The organism is Secundilactobacillus similis DSM 23365 = JCM 2765 (genome assembly GCF_001311075.1).
GTDB classification, from domain to species: domain Bacteria; phylum Bacillota; class Bacilli; order Lactobacillales; family Lactobacillaceae; genus Secundilactobacillus; species Secundilactobacillus similis.
Genome location: NZ_BBAD01000024.1, coordinates 18,114 through 40,886, shown reverse-complemented (window position 1 = coordinate 40,886; position 22,773 = coordinate 18,114). Strand labels below are relative to the sequence as shown.

The 22,773-nt window shown below is 47.0% G+C and carries 20 protein-coding genes, 2 pseudogenes and 1 riboswitch; of the genes and pseudogenes, 19 read left to right on the top strand and 3 right to left on the bottom strand.

Features of this window, described 5'->3' with window-relative positions:
* The first annotated feature begins 216 nt into the window (after positions 1 to 216).
* The 15 genes and pseudogenes from JCM2765_RS07400 (at position 217) to JCM2765_RS07330 (ending at position 14,769) form a co-directional block, all read left to right on the top strand.
* Positions 217 to 1,127 (top strand): annotated as a pseudogene (locus JCM2765_RS07400) (CvfB family protein).
* Complete coding sequence (gene xerD, locus JCM2765_RS07395; RefSeq protein WP_054735637.1) at positions 1,102 to 1,998, top strand: site-specific tyrosine recombinase XerD; 897 nt, start codon at positions 1,102 to 1,104, stop codon at positions 1,996 to 1,998. Before JCM2765_RS07400 ends, xerD begins: the two are co-directional and overlap by 26 nt.
* Positions 1,999 to 2,023: 25 nt before the next feature.
* Positions 2,024 to 2,386 (top strand): hypothetical protein, encoded by a 363-nt coding sequence (locus JCM2765_RS07390; protein WP_054735631.1) that lies wholly within the window; start codon positions 2,024 to 2,026, stop codon positions 2,384 to 2,386.
* Positions 2,373 to 3,146, top strand: a complete 774-nt coding sequence (locus JCM2765_RS07385; protein ID WP_054735628.1) for a segregation and condensation protein A — start codon at positions 2,373 to 2,375, stop codon at positions 3,144 to 3,146. The genes JCM2765_RS07390 and JCM2765_RS07385 overlap by 14 nt, the downstream gene beginning before the upstream one ends.
* Positions 3,143 to 3,733 (top strand): SMC-Scp complex subunit ScpB, encoded by a 591-nt coding sequence (scpB, locus tag JCM2765_RS07380; RefSeq protein WP_054735626.1) that lies wholly within the window; start codon positions 3,143 to 3,145, stop codon positions 3,731 to 3,733. The genes JCM2765_RS07385 and scpB overlap by 4 nt, the downstream gene beginning before the upstream one ends.
* A 4-nt stretch (positions 3,734 to 3,737) precedes the next feature.
* Positions 3,738 to 4,463, top strand: a complete 726-nt coding sequence (locus tag JCM2765_RS07375) for a pseudouridine synthase (RefSeq protein ID WP_054735623.1) — start codon at positions 3,738 to 3,740, stop codon at positions 4,461 to 4,463.
* 429 nt (positions 4,464 to 4,892) lie between these two features.
* A riboswitch (FMN riboswitch) is annotated at positions 4,893 to 5,014 on the top strand.
* Positions 5,015 to 5,125: 111 nt separating this feature from the next.
* Positions 5,126 to 5,713: an ECF transporter S component gene (locus JCM2765_RS07370; RefSeq protein ID WP_054735620.1), complete on the top strand. Its 588-nt coding sequence runs from the start codon at positions 5,126 to 5,128 to the stop codon at positions 5,711 to 5,713.
* Between the two features lie 107 nt (positions 5,714 to 5,820).
* Positions 5,821 to 6,867, top strand: a complete 1,047-nt coding sequence (locus tag JCM2765_RS07365) for a helix-turn-helix domain-containing protein (protein WP_054735617.1) — start codon at positions 5,821 to 5,823, stop codon at positions 6,865 to 6,867.
* Positions 6,857 to 8,290 (top strand): RecQ family ATP-dependent DNA helicase, encoded by a 1,434-nt coding sequence (locus JCM2765_RS07360; RefSeq protein WP_054735614.1) that lies wholly within the window; start codon positions 6,857 to 6,859, stop codon positions 8,288 to 8,290. Before JCM2765_RS07365 ends, JCM2765_RS07360 begins: the two co-directional genes overlap by 11 nt.
* Positions 8,291 to 8,392: 102 nt before the next feature.
* Positions 8,393 to 9,058, top strand: a complete 666-nt coding sequence (locus tag JCM2765_RS07355) for a LysM peptidoglycan-binding domain-containing protein (protein ID WP_054735612.1) — start codon at positions 8,393 to 8,395, stop codon at positions 9,056 to 9,058.
* Positions 9,059 to 9,084: 26 nt separating this feature from the next.
* Positions 9,085 to 9,765, top strand: a complete 681-nt coding sequence (cmk, locus tag JCM2765_RS07350; protein WP_054735607.1) for a (d)CMP kinase — start codon at positions 9,085 to 9,087, stop codon at positions 9,763 to 9,765.
* Positions 9,766 to 9,847: 82 nt separating this feature from the next.
* Positions 9,848 to 10,962 (top strand): annotated as a pseudogene (gene rpsA, locus JCM2765_RS07345) (30S ribosomal protein S1); the annotation flags it as partial.
* A gap of 228 nt (positions 10,963 to 11,190) precedes the next feature.
* Positions 11,191 to 12,501 carry a ribosome biogenesis GTPase Der gene (der, locus tag JCM2765_RS07340; protein WP_054735605.1) on the top strand — a complete coding sequence of 437 codons (1,311 nt, stop codon included), beginning with the start codon at positions 11,191 to 11,193 and terminating at the stop codon, positions 12,499 to 12,501.
* A 245-nt stretch (positions 12,502 to 12,746) separates the two neighbouring features.
* On the top strand, positions 12,747 to 13,022 hold the full coding sequence (gene hbs / locus JCM2765_RS07335; RefSeq protein ID WP_054702092.1) for a non-specific DNA-binding protein Hbs: 276 nt from the start codon (positions 12,747 to 12,749) through the stop codon (positions 13,020 to 13,022).
* A 481-nt stretch (positions 13,023 to 13,503) separates the two neighbouring features.
* The gene (locus JCM2765_RS07330) at positions 13,504 to 14,769 is read left to right on the top strand and encodes a tetratricopeptide repeat protein (RefSeq protein WP_054735602.1); all 1,266 of its coding nucleotides are present in this window, start codon (positions 13,504 to 13,506) and stop codon (positions 14,767 to 14,769) included.
* 109 nt (positions 14,770 to 14,878) lie between these two features.
* Here the strand turns inward: JCM2765_RS07330 and recA are convergent, their stop codons facing one another.
* Both recA and JCM2765_RS07320 read right to left on the bottom strand, forming a co-directional pair.
* On the bottom strand, positions 14,879 to 15,943 hold the full coding sequence (gene recA / locus JCM2765_RS07325; RefSeq protein WP_082405039.1) for a recombinase RecA: 1,065 nt from the start codon (positions 15,941 to 15,943) through the stop codon (positions 14,879 to 14,881).
* Positions 15,944 to 16,277: 334 nt separating this feature from the next.
* Positions 16,278 to 17,171: a YitT family protein gene (locus JCM2765_RS07320; RefSeq protein ID WP_054735600.1), complete on the bottom strand. Its 894-nt coding sequence runs from the start codon at positions 17,169 to 17,171 to the stop codon at positions 16,278 to 16,280.
* A 198-nt stretch (positions 17,172 to 17,369) separates the two neighbouring features.
* Here JCM2765_RS07320 and JCM2765_RS07315 point away from each other — a divergent pair, with 198 nt between their 5' ends.
* Genes JCM2765_RS07315 through JCM2765_RS07300 form a run of 4 tightly spaced genes read left to right on the top strand, consistent with a single transcriptional unit; the run spans position 17,370 to position 21,974 of the window.
* Positions 17,370 to 18,575: a CCA tRNA nucleotidyltransferase gene (locus JCM2765_RS07315; protein WP_054735597.1), complete on the top strand. Its 1,206-nt coding sequence runs from the start codon at positions 17,370 to 17,372 to the stop codon at positions 18,573 to 18,575.
* 19 nt (positions 18,576 to 18,594) lie between these two features.
* On the top strand, positions 18,595 to 20,490 hold the full coding sequence (locus tag JCM2765_RS07310; RefSeq protein WP_054735594.1) for an ABC-F family ATP-binding cassette domain-containing protein: 1,896 nt from the start codon (positions 18,595 to 18,597) through the stop codon (positions 20,488 to 20,490).
* 34 nt (positions 20,491 to 20,524) lie between these two features.
* The gene (locus JCM2765_RS07305; RefSeq protein WP_054735590.1) at positions 20,525 to 21,475 is read left to right on the top strand and encodes a thymidylate synthase; all 951 of its coding nucleotides are present in this window, start codon (positions 20,525 to 20,527) and stop codon (positions 21,473 to 21,475) included.
* 10 nt (positions 21,476 to 21,485) lie between these two features.
* Positions 21,486 to 21,974, top strand: a complete 489-nt coding sequence (locus JCM2765_RS07300) for a dihydrofolate reductase (RefSeq protein WP_054735586.1) — start codon at positions 21,486 to 21,488, stop codon at positions 21,972 to 21,974.
* A 95-nt stretch (positions 21,975 to 22,069) separates the two neighbouring features.
* Here JCM2765_RS07300 and trhA read toward each other — a convergent pair whose 3' ends face one another.
* The gene (gene trhA, locus JCM2765_RS07295; protein ID WP_054735584.1) at positions 22,070 to 22,732 is read right to left on the bottom strand and encodes a PAQR family membrane homeostasis protein TrhA; all 663 of its coding nucleotides are present in this window, start codon (positions 22,730 to 22,732) and stop codon (positions 22,070 to 22,072) included.
* Positions 22,733 to 22,773 lie beyond the last annotated feature (41 nt).

Here is a 22,773-nt window from a genome sequence, read left to right as displayed (position 1 = left end):
CCTCCCGCGGCATCCACCCACTATATAAAACCAGAATCATTTCACAAACTAAATATGCTTACGCTGGACACAAACGACAGTACAAACTTCGTCGATTAACCACAGAAGGGTTCCCAATTACAGGTGAACTGTGCGATAATGAATAATGTATCGGCAAAACGCCGACGGGCGGCTCAAGGGAGTCGTTTGTGGAAAATGAACGGGGATAAAAAATTTATGAATAACGAATTAATCACTTTACTTGGTCGCATCGTGGGCGGTCAGGTGACCGATGAAAATGATAAGGAATATTTTGTGCAAGTGAGTGGCTTGACGTTCCGGTTGGACAAAGCGGAAATCAAGAAGCCGTTAAAGCACGGCAGTCAATTTAAGGGTTACGCGTACGAAAATGAACATCACCAACTGCAAATTACCCGGGAAGCACCAAAGGTTCAAGTTGATCACTATGGCTTTGGTGAAGTTGTTAAAGCCCAACACGGTCTCGGCGTTTTCGTCAACGTTGGTTTGCCTAACAAGGATATCGTGGTGTCACTGGATGATTTACCAGAAATGGCATCGTTATGGCCACAAAAGGGCGATCGGCTCATGTTGGCCATCAAGATTGATAAAAAAGGGCGGATGTGGGGTGACCTTGCCGACGAAGCCTTTACCGTGCCATTGCCCAACCCGTAACGCAGAAGTTAGATAACCGCGACGTTCACGTGACGGCTTATCGGTTAAAGTTAGCCGGAACGTTAGTCATTTCAGATGACTTCCAATTAGGCTTTATTCATCCATCAGAACGGGATCAAGAACCCCGGTTAGGTGAACAAATGACGGCCCGGGTCATTAGTCAATATCCCGATGGCACGCTGAAGTTGTCGCTACGGCCACGAGCATACGAAGCAATCAGTGATGATGCGTTGATGTTACTGGCAACGTTGCAACATGCACCCGAAGGCCACATTGCCTTTACGGATAAGAGTACCCCGGATGATATCAAGGCTTACTTTGGCATTAGTAAGGGTCAGTTTAAGCGAGCCGTTGGGCATTTGATGAAACAACGCTTAGCTGAACAACACGATGGTGAACTTTGGTTAACACAGGCGGGTGAAGAACGTCATGAACAAGATGGAGCTTCAAATTGAGGATTACCTTCATGATTTAAAAATCGAACGTGGGTTGGCCGAAAACACGATTGCCAGTTACCGACAGGATTTAGCAGAATTCACGGCGTATTTAACGACGCAACAGGTCACGGCGTTTGATCAAGTGACCCAGCTGAGTATCTTGCAGTTTTTAAAAACGTTGCAGGAAGCTGGCAAAGCCCGAAGTACCGTTACGCGAATGGTGTCGACGCTAAGGCGCTTCTTTCGCTACCTCGTTCAAAACGAACAGCTAACCACTGATCCGATGACGGAGATCCGTTCGCCCAAACAGGGGCAGCATTTACCAGCCGTCCTGACCGTTGATGAAGTAACGGCATTATTAGATGCGCCAGATACGACCACCAAATACGGGATTCGAGACCGCACGATTCTTGAAGTGATGTATGCGACTGGTTTACGGGTGAGCGAACTGGTGCATTTAAAGATGAGCGACCTACACTTGGATATGGGACTAATTCAGACCATTGGGAAAGGGAACAAGGAACGCATCATGCCAATCGGCGATGTTGCGATTGACTGGATCGACCGGTACCTCAATGAGAGTCGGCCGAAGCTGTTAAAACAGCGACAGTCGCCCTACTTGTTTCTAAACGCTCATGGTAGTGGCCTGAGTCGGCAAAGTATTTGGCAAAAGATTCAGCAGTACGTTAGCGTTGCGGGAATCTCCAAGCACGTGACGCCACATACGTTACGGCACTCGTTTGCGACCCACATCTTAGAAAACGGGGCAGATTTGCGAATCGTTCAGGAGCTGCTGGGACACTCGGATATTTCGACAACTCAAATTTATACGCATATTTCAAAGCAACGCTTAACAGCGGTTTACCGCAAAGCCCACCCACGGGCCTAGGCGTTGCTTAACGGGAGGCAGCAGGGTGTTATTAAAGTACCGGACAGATTATGAAAAAGTAGCGATGGGCTTGCTGTCGTTCGTTCCTACGTTGAAGAAGATCGACCGACTGCAGGCTGAACTTCAGTGGTATCAAGAAAGTGATCAGCGACAACTGCTGCTGTGGAAGGACCTGAATCAGGACTTTTCCGGCATCGTTGGCGTGGAATTTCGGCCCGGATTCGTGATCGTTGAACTGATTGCGTTGACCCCAGCCGTTCGTGATACCAATCAAACCACAACGATTTTAGACGAATTAGCGGATATGTATCCGGATGATAAATTAATGGGCACCTTAGCCACGACTAAGGTGATTGCCAAATGGGAGCGTGCGCATGACGGAAAATGAATCAGTTGAATCAGCCCAACCGGTCATTCACATTCAAAATTTTGACGGCCCGTTAGACCTGTTGCTTCAGCTGATCAAGTCTCAGGATATTGAACTCGTTGATATTCCAATTGTTCAAATCACGGATCAGTACATGACGGCGTTGCGGCAAATGCAGGCGCACCAACTCGATGTAGCCGGTGATTACTTTGTGATGGCGGCAACCTTGATGAAGATGAAGGCCAAGCTTTTGTTGCCGGCAACGGAAGTCTCGTTAACGGATGAAGAGGATGAACCATCGCTAGAAGAAATGCAGTCGGATCTGGTTGCCCAGTTGATGCTGTATCAACGCTTTAAGCAGGCGGCTAGCTGGTTTAAGCAACAGGCGCTGTCACGCCAGCAGTTTTACAACCGGCCGGCAATGGCGATTCCACCTGAGATTCAGATGGGAAAATTGGCACCGGGCATTACGGTGACGCAGTTAAGGTCAGCCTTAGTAGGCTTGTCACAACAACGGCAACCCGACTTACCAATGCGGCTGATCAACAGTGAGCAGTACACAGTCAAAACGCAAATTAAAAAAATTCGGTTCCGGTTGAGTCAAATTCGCGCAACGGTCACCTTTGGCCAGTTATTTGATCAAAAACCGAACCGCGAAGAAGTGGTCACGACCTTTTTAGCGCTGCTAGAAATGACCAAGCAACACGAAATTGCCTTGGATCAGCCAACGCGAGTTATGCCCATTTCGGTGAAAAAAGCAAAAATAGGTGACGAAAAATGACGAAGGTTCAAGAATTAGAAGCGTTACTCTTTGTCAGCGGTGACGAAGGCATTACCGTTAAGGAATTAGCAACGTTGACTGGTTCAATGGTCCCGGCCGTTGTCCAGTCGCTGGCAAAATTGAATGATAAATACACTCAGGACAGTGACTGCGCGTTAGTCGTCTTGAAGAGCGGCGATACGGTCCGCTTGGCAACCAAGGCTGAGTTAGCGCCAACGGTCAGTCGGTATTTTGAAGCCCCTAGTTCGACTGGGCTATCGCAAGCGTCACTTGAAGTATTGGCAATCATTGCTTACAATCAGCCGATTACCCGAATCGAAGTTGATGAGATTCGAGGGGTTCAAAGTTCAGGCACGCTCAACAAACTGATTTTACGCCAGTTGGTTGAACCAGCCGGTCGGCGTAAGGGGCCTGGCCGGCCTAAATTATACAAAACCACCGACTACTTCATGGACTACTTCGGCCTTCATCAGTTATCAGATTTACCACCATTACCGGAAGCTGATACTGAGGATGATGCAGAAGCAGATACTGATCTTTTCTTACAGCAATTTAACGCGTCATTTAAACAAACGGAGGACGATTAACAATATGGAACGATTACAAAAAGTGCTGGCACACGCTGGGGTAGCCTCACGGCGGGGTTCAGAAACCCTGATCAGCGAAGGACACGTTAAGGTTAACGGTGAAACGGTAACCACGTTAGGCACGAAGGTCACGCACCACGATCACATTACGGTCGATGAGATGCCGATCCAATTGGAAATGCCCGTGTACTTGCTGATGAACAAGCCACGGCAAGCAGTGTCAACGGTTCACGATGATAAGAAGCGGCGCACGGTGATCGACTTACTAGACGAAGACGTTAAGGAACGTGTTTACCCGGTTGGTCGGTTGGATTACGATACCACGGGACTCTTGTTGTTAACTAACGATGGCGAACTGGCCAATCAACTGACTCACCCTAAGTATGAAGTTGAAAAAACTTATATCGCGAAGGTTCAGGGTATCCCAACCAACGACGAATTAAAAACGTTGCGTAAGGGGGTTAAGGTTGAGGGCCGGGTAACTGCGCCTGCTAAGTCTAAGTTAGTCTCTAGCGACCACAACAAAAAGACGGCCATCGTTTCCTTAACGATCCACGAAGGTAAGAACCACCAAGTTAAGAAGATGTTACAAGCAGTTGGCCACCCCGTGATGAAGCTGAAGCGTGAATCCTACGCCTTCTTAACCTTGAAGGGCGTTCAACCAGGTGAATACCGTCACTTGACGCCAGAAGAAGTTAAGCAGTTGAAGAAACGAGTTAAATTAGATTAATCCATTAGAGCCACCGGTTGTTTAACTGGTGGCTTTTTTGCTGTTGCTTGTGTCCAGCGTAAGTGTTGGGTGGATTTTGGGTGTTGGCTGTTTGTCGTCGCTTCGCTCGCCAAAGCCGCATGAAAACCGGTGCTCTCAGGCTACAAAATTCGGCGCCACTGAAGCTGTTATTTCCAGAGTTCCTGAAGTTTTAAGAACTTGTCACCACGCGCTTTCTGGCCACCACGCCGAATGGTGCTGCGCGAGACTGAGAGCTGCATGCAAGGTAACCTCGGTAAACCCGCCAGACCCGGGCGCCTTCACCGAGGTTACCTTGCACACTGCTCTCAACCCATCTCGCTCCGCACACTAAGCGATAGTAACTAATACTATTAAGCTTGCATTCCACCCCTCAACCGGTTACAATTAGTTCGTAAATTAAATAACATGGTTCATCTTCAGGGCAGGGTGTAATTCCCGACCGGCGGTATAGTCCGCGACCTACTCCATGAGTAGTTGATTCGGTGCAACTCCGAAACCGACAGTTAAAGTCTGGTATAAAGAAGATTTAGCTAATTCCGGATAAGCGTATATAGCTGAGTCGTTTTCACCTTGAAGTGAAGAGACTCAGCTTTTTGTGTACGCTTTCATTGAAGATGGCCAGTGTTTGGGAGGACTTATCAATGGAACACAGTCAAACGTTTAGTATTCGCCAAGTGGTGATTATGTCATTATTTGCTGGTATTTCGTTCTTGCTTATGTTTGTAGCTTTCCCCATTCTGCCGTTTGTGTCATACATGAAGGTTGATTTTTCGGATATTCCGATTCTGCTTGGGATGATCATGTTTGGACCGGTCGGGGGCATCTTGATTGCAGCAATTAAGGGGTTGCTGTACTGGTTGCTGACTGGGGTGGACATTGCCAACTTTATCGGCGTGGCGGCGTCGTTTATCGCATCGGTTAGCTTCTTGCTTCCCATCTACGCTGTTTTAAAACGGATGAGCAATCGGCGCCTAGTCACTCGTTTAATTTGGAGTGTGGTTGCAGGAACCATTTCCCTGACGGTGGTATTGGCATTACTTAACTGGTTAGTGCTGATTCCGTTGTACATGACGGTATTAGGCATGAAGATCACGATGCCACTGTCTCAAATGGTTTTACTGGGCGTTGTCCCGTTCAACCTGATCAAAGGCATTCTGGTCGGAATCGTGTTTGTGCTAATTGCCGATCGGATGCAACATTTCTTACGGCAACAATCTGACTTACTTTAAAATTAAGGTTTGATAAATAGTGAAGCTGTCTAGGATCAACTAGACAGCTTTTTGCGTATCTGGCACAATAGAGAGTAAGTGAGGTTTGACATAAAGGTGGTCGCAAGATGGATGAAGAACAGTTAATCGAGTGGTTATCGCCAACTGCGGCTCGGCGATTACGGGTCATCGAAAATGTGTTGGTGGGAAAACGCTCTGTATCGACCCTTTATTGGGGCATGCGGTATCAGCGATTAGATTGGCTGGGTTACGACCGGCAAGTGACCCGTCAGCAAATGGATCAAGCGGTCGCGTCACTAGTTGATCAGCAATTGATCACGGTGGCCGATAATCAAGCAAGTTTAACGCCAGCCGGGCAAACCACCCAAGCGACGCTACTAGCGACCCGCTATCAACCACAGGCATTTGCGACTCGCTTGACGGTGGATGTGGCTACTTTTTGGCAGCGGTTATTGTTGGCGGTTCAAGTGGTGTCAGAAGCCAGTTATCAAGAGCGCCACTATTATCCGCTTCAAATGCCGTGGGCGGTTAAGCAGTTTGTTAAACGTTGGTATCAACGTTACCGAACAACGAATCTGAGCACTGAATTTAAAACGACCCTTGAGCAATTCTTGAGGACGCAAAATGACCAGCTAGCCGTGATTTTTAGTCAATCGTTAAGTGGTCATGAGCAACCCGGTACGACGATTGTGCAACTCGTGCGATTAACTGGTCGAACGTCAGCTGAGTTGATGCGAATTCGGGTGGATTTAACGTGTCTGTTCGTTCAATGGTTGCAACAACCAACGACCAACGCTTCGTCAGCGGTAGTGGCGTTACTTGTCGGACTTGAACAATCGCCGGTGAGTCAGAGTGCATTAGAAACGTTATCGGCGTTTAATCAAGGGGGCCAATTGGCTGAAATCAGTCAAAAACGGCGGCTGAAACCCAGTACCGTTCGTGAACACCTACTCGAAGCCGCCATTTTTTTGCCGGTGACCGCAGTTGATTATCAACGCGCGTTACCTGAGAAATTGATGGCAACGATGATCACGCGATTTGAAGGGCAGGCACTTGATGACTGGCAGTTTGATCAGGTGAGTGACCTTCAGTTGGAATTTTGGCAATTTCGATTATTTGAAATTTTAAGGAGTAAGGTGGCAAATGACGGTTGAACAACGGTTAACGCAGCTATTAACCCAACACTTTGGGTTTGAAACGTTTCGGCCGGGGCAATTAGAAGCGCTAACGGCACTCTGCGCGGGTCAAAATACCTTAGCGCTCTTACCAACCGGTGCTGGTAAAACGCTGATTTACGAATTATACGGGTACTATGCGGAACGGTTAGTGGTAGTGGTTTCACCACTGATCTCATTGATGCAAGATCAGGTCGCAACCATGGCCGTTCATGGCGAAAAACACGCGGCTGCCCTGACTTCTGTGATGAGTTACGGTGAACGCCAGTGGGTGTTAGCACACCTTAATCAGTATCGCTACCTATTTGTATCACCAGAGATGCTGAGTCAATCGGCGGTATTGACGGCAATTAAACGTTGTGATCCCGGTTTACTGGTAGTTGATGAAGCGCACTGCATTTCAACTTGGGGTCCTGATTTTCGGCCCGAATACCTGTTGTTAGGTGCGATTCGAAAACGATTAGGGACACCGTTAACGCTGATGACAACCGCGACGGCAACGGCAAACGTTAAGCAAGATATTTTACAGAAGCTAGCGATTACTGATCCGGCCGTGGTCGCCTTACCGGTTGATCGAGATAATATCTTTTTAACGGTTAAAACCGTTGATAACCAGACTGAAAAAGACGAACAACTGGTGTCGCTTGTCGCGGCGCTTCAAAAGCCGGGTGTGATCTATTTTTCTAGTAAACAAAAAGCTGATGAGATGGCGGTGACTTTGACACAAAAGACGGGACGTGAGGTGGCGGCTTATCACGCTGATTTAGCACCTGAAGAGCGCTTTAAAGTACAACAACAATTCATGCAAGATCGCATTGATGTGATCTGTGCAACAAGCGCGTTTGGGATGGGCATCGATAAAAACAACGTCCGGTTTGTGATCCACTACCACTTACCGGGCGACCTTGAAAGTTACTGGCAAGAAATTGGTCGAGCGGGGCGCGATGGTCAGCAAAGTTTGGCTGTACTCCTTTATCAGCCTGGTGATGAACAGATTGCGGATTATTTAGGTCAAGCCAATTTACCGGAGCCGGATGAGATTCGATATTACTTTCAAGCAAAGCAACTAGCAGTGCCGGGGGATCAGCATGGTCAGCTGGTTCAGTTTTACCGGCAACACCATGCGCGTGTTGATCAAGTGTTACACTTGTTTGATGACCGACGACAACAGCGACAGCAAGCACTGCAACGGATGCTGGGGTACGTTCGGACAACGAGTTGTCGGCGCCAGTACATTCAGCGGTATTTTGACCAAACAGTTGGTGAAACGGTGACGCCTTGCTGTGACGTTGATGAACCGGCTTTGAAAATCGATGACCTTGGCTTATCGGCCACTGCGGAACCCGAACCGAAAATGACAGTGGACTGGCGCGCGACGTTGGCACAGTTGTTCAATCATTGAGCTGGTTAATTTGGTGACGGACCGGTCGGCTATTAAAAAAAAGTCCCAAATGGCCCTCACTATGGTACAATTCGTAATGAAAGTTTTTGAGGAGGTAAAGCGATGGGTCCAAAAAAAGATGAGCAATCATCAGAACCAAAACCTTGGGATCAATCATTTGCGGATGATCGTGATGATCAAGGCAACTTGTCCCGAACAAAACGGCACCGGCAAAATCACAATAACCGGCTGATCACAATCGTGTTAGTGGCCATTATTATCTTAATTGCAGTTGGTTCGCTGATTTACGGATTAGCGCGTCAAAGTGCGATGAACAAGCCGGAAACGTCTATGAGTGTGTCTTCGGATCAAACGAGCCAGTCAGTGAGTTCGAGCTCGAAGCACCGAAAAACCGCGGCAAAATCAGCGTCTAAAACTAGCGAGGCTAGTTCAGTGAAAAAGTCGGCGACGAGTAGTACGTCAACACACCGAAAGAAACAAACCTCGGCAGCATCGACGAGTTCTCAGACGACGTATTCGTCATCGACTGCGACGAGTCAAAGTACGCCTAGTACAAGTAGTAGCGCTTACAGCACCGAGTCTAGCGCAACGAGTAGTACAACGTCATCGTCCAAGTCGAGTGGCAGTAAGTATGCCACGGTTGGTTCAGGTCAAGGCTTATATCGGGTGGCTGTGAACAACGGGATTTCGGTTGAAAAACTGAAGCAGTTGAACGGGTTATCTGATGGCGCAACGTTGGCACCGGGACAAAAGTTACGGGTCAAATAAATGGTGGTTGAGGTAGGAGAGTAATCGTGAAAAAAGAGTTACAAGTTGCAATTGATGGACCAGCATCTGCTGGTAAGAGTACCGTTGCTAAAAAAGTTGCTAGTCGGTTTCAGTACATTTACTGTGATACTGGTGCGATGTATCGAACTGTCACGTTAAAAGCGATGCAAACAAACGTTGCTTTAGATGATGCAGCGGCGTTGGCAACGATGCTGACGGACACGACGATTGAATTTAAGCCGGGGACACCTGAACAATTGGTGTTCTTAGATGGCGAAGAAGTCACCATGGCGATTCGGCAACCGGACGTCACGAACAATGTGTCGACCGTCGCCGCTCAGGGAACGGTTCGCGAAGATTTAACGAACCGGCAACGTGAGATTGCTGCTGCTGGCGGTATCGTGATGGATGGCCGTGATATCGGCACTTCAGTGTTACCAGACGCTGAAGTGAAGATTTTTATGATTGCCAGTGTTGAGGAACGCGCACAGCGTCGATTTAAGGATAATGCCCAAAAAGGAATCAGTACCCCAATCGATGTTTTACGTCAAGAAATTGAAACACGGGACCACAAGGACTCCACGCGGGCCATTTCACCACTGACTCAAGCGGCCGATGCAGTGCTTTTGGATACAACATCGTTGTCAATTGACCAAGTTGTTGATAAAATTAGTGAGATAATTGAACAAAAACGTCGAGAATTGTAATTAAAAGTGTCCTTGCACTGGTATTATGAACAGTTTTCGGATAAAATATATATTAGAGTTGTCGCAAGGAGGAAAAGTTCGTATGAGTGAAAACAATGTAAATGAGAACAACGATTTATTGAATGCTTTAAATAGCATCGAAACGGTGAATGTCGGTGACGTGGTTAAGGGTGAAGTCTTGGCCATTGATGATGACAAACAAGCCATCGTTGGTATCGAAGGAACTGGGATTGAAGGGGTCGTTCCACAAAAGGAATTATCAACGAAGCCAGTTGCTGATATTAAGGACGTTGTCAAGGTTGGCGACACCCTTGATTTAGTTGTGATTTCAAGAATTGGTAACGATAAGGAAGGCGGAAGCTACCTGTTATCTGTTCGTCGTTTGGAAGCCCGTAAGGTTTGGGACGACATCCAAAAGAAGTTCGAAGCTGGTGAAAACATCGAAGCCCCTGTTACCCAAGTGGTTAAGGGTGGCTTAGTTGTTGATGCTGGTGTTCGTGGCTTCGTACCTGCTTCAATGATCAGCGATCACTTCGTTGAAGATTTGAACCAGTTCAAGGGTCAAACGTTAACGTTCAAGATTATCGAAATTGAACCTAGCGAAAACCGTCTGATCTTGTCACACCGTGCCTTGGTTGAACAAGAAAAGGCTGCTAAGCGCGAAGAAGTTTTGGCTACGATTCAACCGGCGATACCCTTGACGGTAAAGTGGCTCGTTTGACTAACTTCGGGGCCTTCGTTGACCTCGGCGGCGTTGATGGTTTGGTTCACGTTTCAGAAATTGCTTACGAACGTGTTGAAAAGCCAGCTGACGTCTTAAAGGTTGGCCAAGACGTGAAGGTTAAGGTCTTATCAGTTGATCCTGATCGCGACCGGATCTCATTGTCAATTAAGCAAACCTTACCAGAACCATGGGACGGGATTGAAGAAAAGGCACCTGAAGGCGCAGTCCTTGAAGGTACTGTTAAGCGTTTGACGAGCTTTGGGGCCTTCGTTGAAGTCTTCCCTGGCGTTGAAGGTTTAGTTCACATTTCTCAAATCGCCCATGAACACATCGCTACACCAAACGATGTTTTGAAGACTGGCGAAAAGGTTCAAGTTAAAGTCTTAGAAGTTCACCCAGATGCACACCGGTTGGCATTGTCAATCAAGGCATTGAAGGAAAAGCCAGCAACGGCTGACGAACCTAAGCATGAAGCACCAAAGCACCGTGAAGCAGCACCTACCACCATGTCAACTGACGATGATGACGCTGGCTTTACGTTAGGCGACTTAATTGGCGATCAATTAAAGAATGCCGGTAAAGATAACGACTAAGGACTGAGTTCTGGTCATAATGAGTTTCAAAACAGGTTGGGACGAACGTTGATTCGCGCCAACCTGTTTTGTTTTGTTAAGCAGTTTATTTGAAAAGAGGGATGTTTTATGAGTATGCCAACGATTGCGATTGTTGGTCGGCCAAACGTCGGTAAATCCACGATTTTTAACCGGATTGCCGGTGACCGGATTTCGATTGTCGAAGATACCCCTGGGGTTACCCGGGATCGAATCTACACCCACGGTGAATGGCTGGGAACAACGTTTAGTCTGATCGATACAGGCGGAATCGATGTTGGGGATGAACCGTTTTTAAAGCAGATCACCCAACAAGCTGAAGTGGCGATTGACGAAGCTGACGTGATTGTGTTTGTGGTCAGTGTTCGCGAAGGCGTAACCGATGCGGATGAAAAAGTCGCTCAGATTCTGTACAAGGCGAATAAGCCGGTTGTGTTAGCAGTCAATAAAGCTGATAATCCAGAGATTCGTCAAGAAATTTACGACTTCTATTCACTTGGATTTGGCGATCCTTATCCAATCTCTGGTTCCCATGGTTTGGGACTTGGGGATTTACTGGATGCCGTAATTAAAGCCTTTCCTGATAAAGATGGCGAGGCTGAAGATGATAGTATCCGGTTCAGTTTGATCGGTCGACCAAACGTTGGGAAGTCATCATTGGTCAACGCCCTTTTAGGCGAAGACCGGGTGATCGTATCTGACATTGCCGGGACGACTCGAGATGCGATCGATACCAAGTTCGTGGACGAAACCGGTGCTGAATTCACGATGGTGGATACCGCCGGGATTCGGAAGCGTGGGAAGGTTTATGAAAACACCGAGCGATACAGTGTGATGCGGGCGATGAAGGCCATCGATAATTCCGACGTTGTGTTGTTTGTGTTGAACGCCGAAGAAGGCATTCGTGAACAAGATAAGCGGGTTGCCGGTTACGCCCATGAAGCTGGCCGGGGGATCATCATCGTAGTCAACAAGTGGGATGCGTTGAAGAAAAACAACCAAACCCTGCACGATTTTGAAATTCACGTTCGCGAAGAATTCCAATACCTCGCTTATGCGCCAATGATTTTTGTTTCCGCGAAGACCCATCAACGACTGGGTGAACTCCCAGCCTTGATCAAGACGGTTGCAACCAACCACGAAAAGCGGGTTCAATCAGCAACCTTAAATGACGTGATCATGGACGCAATTGCGATGAATCCAACACCAAACGTTAATGGGAAGCGACTTCGAGTTTACTATGCGACTCAGGTTGCTGTTCAGCCACCAACTTTTGTGGTTTTCGTGAATGATCCGGACTTGATGCACTTTTCTTACGAGCGTTATTTGGAAAATCAGATCCGTGAACACTTCGATTTTACGGGGACACCGATCCACATTATCGAACGTCGCCGTAAGTAGTTGAAACCATTGATAGACGGGCGATGGGAGCCTTTTTTGAGAATTTAGTTAAAAAAAGGGTGAAATCACCGATTTATTCGGTATCAAACGCTAAAAAGCCTTGCTATGAAAGGCTTTCTGTGCTATCTTTGATACAGAAATGATGCGGACTCCCGTTATTATTTCATAGCTTGATTCACTTAATGATCAGCTAGATGAGATGATCATGTTACTCATCATAATTCATCCAAGGAGGTGAATCATTCATGGCAAATAAAGCACAACTCGTTAACGATGTCGCTGCTGCAACCGGCTTAACTAAGAAGGATGCAACTGCAGCGGTTGATGCAGTATTTGATTCAGTTCAAGCAACTTTGGCTAAGGGCGAAAAGGTTCAATTAATCGGCTTTGGTAACTTCGAAGTTCGCGAACGGGCAGCTCGTAAGGGTCGCAACCCACAAACGGGCGACGAAATTCAAATTCCTGCAAGCAAAGTACCAGCATTCAAGCCTGGTAAAGCTTTGAAGGATGCTGTTAAATAATTTTATTTAATGGTGAGCCAATCCGGTTAATTCGGGTTGGTTTTTTTTGTAGAGTGTGGAGAGAGGTGTTTAGGGACTGGAGCCTAAGGGACTTCCACCAGAATTCCCGGTTTTTGGGGATTGTGGTGGAAGTCCCTTAGGTGCAAGTCCCTGCCTCTCGGAACACGTTTAGTCTCGAGGACAGAAACGAGTAGCGTGTGGAGAAAAACTGCTTGGTATCGCCAGTGGTCTTAGGTGTACTTTCAGTTTTCGAAACACGTTTCGGCACGGTAGCCGCAAAAACAGCAGTGAGCATAGACTGGAACAGGAATCAATACAATGCCCTAAAACCAGTTATTCATTAATCACCGTAACGGTAAACCGTTAAACGAACCACCTCAATCTCAACGTCTACTGCCACCCCTCAAACAAATAACTTGGTTTCATCCCCAAACTATGCTAACGTTAACAGTTGCGATTAATTTGATCATGGAGGACAACAATGAGCTATTCACAAACAGCGTTGGATGCGTTACAACGTGGGCAACTCGATGAGTTTAAAAAGGCCTACGCCAGTGCATTGCGACATGATGATGACGATATGTTATACAGCTTAGCCGAGGAATTGTATTCACTTGGTTTTTTAAATCAAGCTCGGCGAATTTATGAAAAATTACTTGAACGGTACCCTGAAGAAGATGATATTCGGGTTGATTTAGCCGATGTGTTACTTGAAGACGATCAAAACGATAAGGCCCTAACCTTGTTAAATCAGGTTAAATCGGATTCGCCGGCGTACGTCCGGGCGTTGATGGTTGCGGCCGATCTGTATCAGACTCAGGAATTGTTTGAAGTAAGTGAACAAAAATTACTGGAAGCCCGGCAACTTGAACCTGAGGAACCCGCCATTGAATTTGCGTTAGCAGAACTTTACTTTACGATGCGTGAATTTCGGAAGGCGATTGCGCTGTACCTCGACTTGATCAAGCAAGGGATCACCCAATTAAGTGCGGTGAACTTGGTTGAACGGTTAGGGGTGGCGTACGCCAATGCGGGCCGTTTTGAGCAAGCTATTGGGTATTTAAAACAAATTCACCCGGGTGACATGACGCCGGACGTGAAATTTGAAACCGGCTTTACCTACCTGCAACTTAAGGATTATAAGCCGGCGATTGATCTGTTGACTGAGTTAAAGGAAAGTGATCCGCATTATACCAGCTTGTATCCGTACCTTGGTCAAGCACTGGTCGCTGAAAATCAATTAGAAGACGCTTTAAAGGTCCTTCAAGAAGGCTTGGGCGTCGATCAGTATAATGAAAAACTCTGGGCTTACGCAGCCGATATTGCGGCCAGATTAGAGGATGAGGACCTGACTGAGTCCTACCTGAAAAAGGGCAATGAGCTGGATGCCGATGATTTAGATATTGTGATCAAGCTTTCTAACCTCTACGTCAAACAGGGCCGTTGGCAAGATGTGATTGATTTCTTAACGGGTTACGTTAAGGAAGATAACACCGATCCGCAAATTTATTGGAATCTGGCTGTTGCGTATGTCCAAACGGAACAACTCGAACTTGCGCAACGCTACTATCAAGCGGCGCTACCATACTTTATGGATCAGGCCGATTTCTTGAAGCCAGCCGTTTACTTCTTTAGAGAAATGGGCGATCGTGAAACAGCCATGAAACTATTGCGGGCTTACGTGAAAGTGGTCCCGGATGATGCTGAAATGGCATTGATGTTGGAAAATGAAGAGTTAATGGACTAAAGTCCGATATATTTAGACAAAAAAGCAGCCCCGTAAATCCTCAAAAATGAGATTTACGGGGCTGCTTTACGTTAGGCCGTTAGTTATATAAATGATGGCTTAAAGAGGCTTAGTCTTCAGGATTAGCCCAAATTTCCTTAATTTTACCTTCAATTTCAGGTTGAATCTCGGGATGTTCTTCTAGGTAACGCATTGAGTTGGTTTTTCCTTGGCCGATATGTTCACCGTTGTAGGAATACCATGCCCCGGACTTTTTGATCACGTCGTTTTCGACTGCTAAGTTAAGCAGGTCCGAAATTCGAGAGAGACCTTTACCAAAGACGTTTTCAACTTCGATTCGCTTGAAAGGTGCGGCAACTTTATTCTTGGTGACCTTAATTTTGGTCAGTTTCCCGGTAACGACCATCTTATCGCCGGAGCCTTCCTTAACCTGTTCGTTACCAAAGACTTCCATTCGAATCGATGAGTAGAATTTGAGCGCCCGACCACCGGGGGTGACTTCGGGGTTCCCAAACATCACACCCACTTTTTCACGTAATTGGTTGATGAAAATCATGGTACAGTTGTTCTTGTTGACGGCACCAGATAGTTTCCGCAACGCTTGTGACATTAAGCGGGCTTGTAACCCAACGTGGGCGTCACCCATTTCGCCTTCAATTTCGGCTTTGGGCACCAAAGCGGCAACTGAATCCACAACGATTAGGTCAACGGCGGCACTGGAAGCCAAGGCATCGGCAATTTCAAGGGCCTGTTCACCGGTATCGGGTTGTGACAAAAGTAGTTTGTCTAGGTCAACACCAAGGGCCTTCGTGTAAACGGGATCCATGGCGTTTTCAGCATCAATGTAGGCAACGGTACCGCCATCATGTTGCATCTGAGCAACGGCTGCCAAGGCGAGGGTGGTCTTCCCAGAAGATTCTTGACCATAAATTTCAATGATCCGCCCCTTAGGATAACCGCCACCAATGGCATGATCCAGGGACATTAAACCGGTGGAGAAGCGTTGCACTTCGGTCAGGGGACTGTCGCCCATTCGCATGACAGCGCCTTTTCCGAAATTCTTTTCAATTTTACTCAACGCCTTGTCTAATTCTGCTTGACGTGCTTTTTGATCTTCAGTTTGGGCTTTAGTAGGTTGTTTTACTTTATCTGAACCGATGGGTTGATATGCCATAATAGTTTGTAACCTCCATGAGTTTTAACGAACATTTGTTCTCTGAGTATCTAGCATACCATGATTTAAGGGGAATGCAAAGCAAACGGACCAAATAATCGAACCTACGTTTGAATTAGTGACTAAAGTTCAAGTATGACGGGCAATCAAGCGAACCTAAAAAGATGATGAGACGAAAAAGTTTTTCGTTATGGCGAACGGTAGCTCAAAAAATGGTTAAAATTGAAACTTGTTAAAATGAAATCGGGAAGGTGATGCGTAGATATAGGTGGCGAAAGTTAGTGATAAATAAAAAGTTACTTTAACTCAATAACAAAAATAAAAAAACACCCAATCAATGCGGGCGTTTGAAAAAGTTCTTAGTCGGGCGAGCGTAGGTAAACCCTTCACCACTGGCTTCGTTCACATCAAAAATCGTCATAAAAGCCTGTTTATCATGACCGTTCACGATCATCTGCAGATCATGTAATTCACTCGGACTCACAACGACGTAAAGAATGGGGCGATCCTGGTGCGAATAGCCACCCTGACCATTAATGATGCTGACCCCACGTTCCAGACTGGTCATCACGTCATCGATAATGGCCTGATAGTCGTTGCTGATAATCAACACGCCTTTAGCAGCGTAAGTACCGCTTAGGATAAAGTTGACTAGCCGCGAGAATACGTAAGCACAAAGTAGCGTGTAGGCCATATGTGAAATATCGATGTAAACCAGCGAAGCAAACAAGACCACGACATCTAACCAGAGTAGCGTCTGACCCATTGGGATGCCCCGGAACCGTTCAAGAATTCGCGCAATGATATCCGTGCCGCCAGTGGTACCACCAAATCGATACAAAAGGCCACTTCCGGCCCCACCAGTAATTCCCGCAGCTAAGGCGGCCAAGAACAAATCATGGTGGAGATCGATACTAACCGGCACGCGTTGCCAGATCCATAGGAACGCGGCTAACATTATCGTGCCATATAAGGTATAAATAATCGTGCGACGTCCGAGAAAATGGTAACCGATCCAAATTAACGGAATATTAATGATGATCGTCGCATAGGCGGGGTCAATGTGAAATAGGGCTCTCAAAATCAGCGTAACCCCACTAATGCCACCATCAGCAAGCTGGTTAGCAATGTTGAAAACGACCAACGCAAATGCGTACGCTGCACACCCAATGGTGATCATTAATAAATCCAATAATCGAATCCGTTCCTCAGTAGCTGAATGTGTCATACAACCACTCCCTTCAAGTCCAATACCCTCGATTAACGACCTTTAAAGTAGCCGTTTTAATGCGAATTCTAGGCTTAACATCATCATAACAGATTATCTGTTACGGCCGCAATGTTACCGTTTGCAATCAGTCAGATACTTCTCTCAACGTGATGGCTATGTTAAACTAGTAAGGAATTTGAAAGGGCGAATTTAACGATGAGAATTGAAACTTTACCTGAAGAGTTTTTAACAGCACGACCAATTATTGATACCATTGAGGCGGCTGGGTTTGAAGCCTATTACGTTGGCGGATCCGTGCGTGATACCTTATTGGGCCTACCCATTCATGATGTCGATATTGCAACCAGTGCGTACCCCGAAGAAGTGAAGGGGCTATTTAAGCGGACCGTTGATACGGGCATTGAACACGGCACGGTTATGATTTTGGACCACGGTACCGGTTACGAGACGACAACGTTTCGAACGGAATCAGGGTACCAAGATTATCGGCGACCGGACGCGGTTCAATTCGTGCGGTCGTTAAAGGAGGATCTAAAGCGGCGTGATTTTACGATCAATGCGTTAGCGTTGAAGACGGACGGCACCGTGATCGATTATTTTGATGGGTTGCGCGATTTGGAACAACACCAGATTCGCGCAGTGGGCAATCCGGAAGACCGGTTTAATGAAGACGCCTTGCGGATGATGCGCGCAGTGCGGTTTGCCAGTCAGCTTAACTTTAAAATCGATGACCAAACCGTTGCGGGAATCGCTCACCACGGGCAACTTTTGACCAAAATTGCGGTGGAACGAATCCACGTTGAATTTGTGAAATTGCTTCAAGGCCAGTGGCCGGCTAAGGGACTAAACGTGTTTTTAGACACGGGTTTATACCAGTACTGTCCAGGCTTTGCTGACCAAAAAGCGGCGTTAGTGACACTCGCTGAGCACCTCAAAACGGGACTCAGCAACGAAACAGCCGTGTGGACCGCGATTGCGACGGCCTTTCAGTTATCAACCAGCCAACTTGGCAAGTTATTGAAGAGCTGGAAGAGTGCCAATCAGTTGATTACGGACTCACAGACGGCCTTAACCGCGGTGCAAGCAATTCTGGCCGATCAGGTTGATGATTGGTTGCTCTACCAAACCGGATCAGCGTTGATTGGTATCGCCAATGAAGTTGCTCAGGTCTTTGAACCAGCGCACTACGAAACAAGCGCCTTGCAACAGCAGTACGACCAATTGCCAATTAAAACTAAAAAAGCCCTTCAAGTTACCGGCCAAGATCTGATGCAGGCCGGCATCAAACCGGGTCCTGATTTAGGGAAGAGTTTACAGTACCTTGAACGACAGGTTGTCACGGGACAAGTCGCTAATGAATCAGTAACCCTCGTGGCGGCAGCCTTAGCGTATTTAAATTAAACATAGAAAGCGTGACATGATGCAAACCTTACGAGCAGAAAATTTGACGCGGACATATGGTGAAAAGACACTGTTTGACCAAATCAGCTTTATTATCAACGAAAATGACCGAATCGGCCTGATTGGGACGAACGGGAGCGGCAAAACGTCGTTACTCAATACCTTGGCGGGACTAAGCCAGTATACCGGTGACGTGATTACGCCAAATGACTACAGTATTGCATACTTGAAGCAAGAACCCGAATTTGATGACCAACAAACGGTGATGGACGCGGTGTTTGCGGGTTCTCAAAAAGTATTTAAGATCATCCGTTACTACGAAGCCACTTTGGCCGCCTACAGTGATGATCCCGAAAACGAAAAGAAGCAGCAACAGTACATGGCCGCCGAAGCCCAAATGAACGAAGCGGATGCATGGAACGCTGAAAGTGACGTTAAAACGATTTTGACGCAACTACACATTACCGATTTGAACCAAACGATGGGGACTTTGTCTGGTGGTCAACGTAAGCGGGTCGGCTTGGCGCAAGTGTTGATTCAAGCCCCAGACTTATTGCTGTTAGACGAACCTACCAACCATTTGGACTTTGATTCTATTGATTGGTTGCAAAACTACCTAGCAAACTACAAGGGCGCCTTACTTGTCGTTACCCATGACCGGTACTTCTTGGATCAAGTTGCAAACCACATCTGGGAACTATCCTTTGGCCGGTTATTCAATTACGATGGCAACTACCAAGATTTCGTGGCGCAAAAAGCCCAACGGGTTGAATTAGAGGCTGCTCAAGAGCATAAACAACAGCAACTCTACAAACAAGAATTAGACTGGATGCGAGCGGGTGCTCACGCCCGGTCAACCAAGCAACAGGCTCGAATTAACCGGTTTAACGACTTAAAGGATAATTTGGGCACTCGACAGGTTGAACAAGATGTTGCCATCGACTTAGGTCAAACGCGGTTAGGTAAACAGGTTATTGAACTTAAGGACGCTAACTTGACACTGGACGATCACGCGATCCTCCGGGACTTTAACTTGCTGGTTCAGGCTGGTGATCGCATCGGTATTACCGGTGAAAATGGTGCCGGAAAGTCCTCACTGTTAAACGTGATGGCGGATAAGTTACCGTTAGGCTCTGGGACGTTAACCATCGGTGAAACGGTTAAACTAGCTTACTACACGCAACGAACGGAACCAATTCCGGATGATAAGCGGATCATTAATTACCTGAGTGAAGTTGGACATAACGTTCGCGACAAGGATGGTAACGCCATTTCTGTTTCTGAACTATTGGAGCAGTTCCTGTTCCCACGGTTTATGCACGGGACGCTGATTCGTAAATTATCTGGTGGTGAAAAACGGCGGCTGTACTTGCTGAAGCTGTTGATGGAACAGCCAAACGTGTTGTTCTTAGATGAACCAACCAACGATTTGGATATTTCAACCTTAACGGTGCTGGAAGATTACGTTAGCCGGTTTAACGGGACCGTCATCACGGTTTCTCATGACCGGTATTTCTTGAATAAAGTCGCTGATAAATTACTGATCTTCAACGGTAACGCGCAGATTGACCGGTACAGTGGGATGTTTACCGATTACTTGGCTGATCACCAAACGGCGGTTAAAGAGACTAATAGTGCAGCAAAGGCTAAACCAAAGCAGGAAGCTGAACCAGCGGCGCCGGCTAAAAAAGAGAAAACGAAGCTCACGTATACGGAACAAAAAGAGTGGGAAACCATCGAAGACGAAATCGATGCGCTAGAAACCAAGAAGAGTGACCTCGAGGCACAGATGGCCGATAACGGTGACAATTATGGTAAACTAGCGACATTACAGGCTGACGTTGAAGCAACTGATCAGGCGCTTGATGAGAAGATGGCGCGTTGGGACTATTTGAGCCAGTATGCCGAAGACTAAGTCGAAATTTTAAGAGAAGAGAGAGGTTGTTACCATGTTAGAAGATGCTTACTTAAACTTGGCGCGTTATGTGTTAGAAAACGGCCACCGCAAGACCGACCGCACGGGAACCGGGACAATTAGTACCTTTGGTTACCAGATGCGGTTTGATTTAAGCGAGGGCTTTCCACTGTTAACGACCAAGAAGGTACCATTTGGTCTGATCAAGAGCGAACTGTTGTGGTTCTTACATGGTGATACCAATATTCAGTATCTCCTGAAACATCACAATCACATTTGGGATGAATGGGCGTTTAAGAATTACGTGACTTCAGCCGATTACCACGGACCTGACATGACCGATTTTGGGCGCCGGTCACTGGTAGATGCCGATTTTAACCAGGCCTACAAGCAAGAAATGAATCAATTTTGTGACCGAATCGTCAACGACGACCAATTTGCTGCTAAATACGGCACGTTAGGTAACGTTTACGGCGCTCAATGGCGTGCTTGGAAGACGAGTCAGGGCGATACGATCGACCAACTGAGCAACGTGATCGACCTGCTGAAGACGCACCCTGATTCTCGGCGGATGATCGTCTCGGCTTGGAATCCGGAAGATGTGCCCAGTATGGCGTTGCCACCATGTCACACGATGTTCCAATTCTATGTAGCGGATGGCAAGCTAAGCTGTCAGCTTTATCAACGTTCAGCTGATATTTTCCTAGGGGTGCCGTTTAACATTGCGAGTTATGCGCTGTTAACGTGCTTGATTGCCAAAGAAGTTGGCTTAGAACCTGGTGATTTCGTTCACACTCTGGGTGATGCCCATATTTACAGCAATCACATTGACCAAATCACCACCCAACTTAAACGGACGCCAGTTGAGGCCCCTCAACTGGTACTGAATCCAGAAAAGACCAGCATCTTCGACTATGATATGACCGATATTAGCGTTACCAACTACCACCCAGCACCGGCCATTAAGGCGCCGGTCGCAGTTTAGGAGGCCGCGGATGATTTTTGTATGGGCAGAAGATCAGCAACACGGTATTGGGTATCAAGGGACCTTGCCTTGGCACCTACCAGCTGATTTAGCGTTCTTTAAGAAAACGACGACGGGCCACACCCTTGTATCCGGTAGCCGAACGTTTGCAAGTTACAAGAAGCCGTTACCTAACCGAAAACACGTGGTCCTCACCAACGACTGTGAGACGCCGTATCCGGATGGCGTGGTAGTACTTCATCACGTTGATGAGGTCTTGGCGTACGAACGTGAGCATCCGGATGAAACGTTAATGATCAGTGGCGGGGCGCAGGTATTTGCGAGTTTACTGCCCTACGTCAAAACGTTGATTCGAACTCGCGTGGCACATACGTTTAAAGTTGACACTGTGATGCCAACGATCGATTACACGCAGTTTGAACTGGTCGATTCACAAGTGAGAGCGGCCGATGACCGTAATCCATATGAATTAACGTTTGAGCGGTGGGAGCGAAAGTGATGCGTTTGCATTCGTTTTGATTAAATCGCATTAAAAATAGGCATCTAAGGACTCTCGTCAGATGCTTAGATGCCTATTGTCTTAGTGAATTAAAGTTATGCGTATAGCAAGACTGAAAAATACATCAAAATGGTCCCTAACAGCACAAATAAATGCCAAATCACGTGCCCAAACTTAATGCCCTTAAAGGAGTAGATCACCGCGCCTAATGTGAACGCAACGCCTCCCAACACCAGTAAGATAAAGCCGTGAATACCGAGACCGTTATACAGGGGTTTGAAGCCTAGCACGCAAAACCAGCCCATGACCACGTAAATAATGGTCGACAACTTTTGGTATTTACCAAGCCAAAGGGACTTATAAATGACCCCCAAGATGGCCATCGCCCAGATAACACCGAAGATGGTCCAACCCAAGGCGCCCTTAATGACGACTAGGCAGTATGGCGTGTAGGTCCCCGCAATCAGTAAGTAAATCGCACAATGATCGAAAATCTGGAAGAGGTGGCTGGCTCTGGTGAACACCAGACTGTGAAAGAGGGTCGATGCCAAGTAAAAGATGACCAGTAGCGCACCATACAGCGAATAAGCAGTGATGCGCATGGCCCCGCCAAGTTGAACGCCGCGAATGATGAGCAAGACTAGCCCAGCGATACTTAGGCCAACACCGATGCCGTGGGTAACGGCGTTTAACACCTCGTTAACAATTTGGTAACGCCTGGATGGTTGTGCGGTATGTTGTGGTGATGATTGACTCAAGAAAAAGCCTCCATTCAGTGGCACCAGTTGGGGTTGATTGC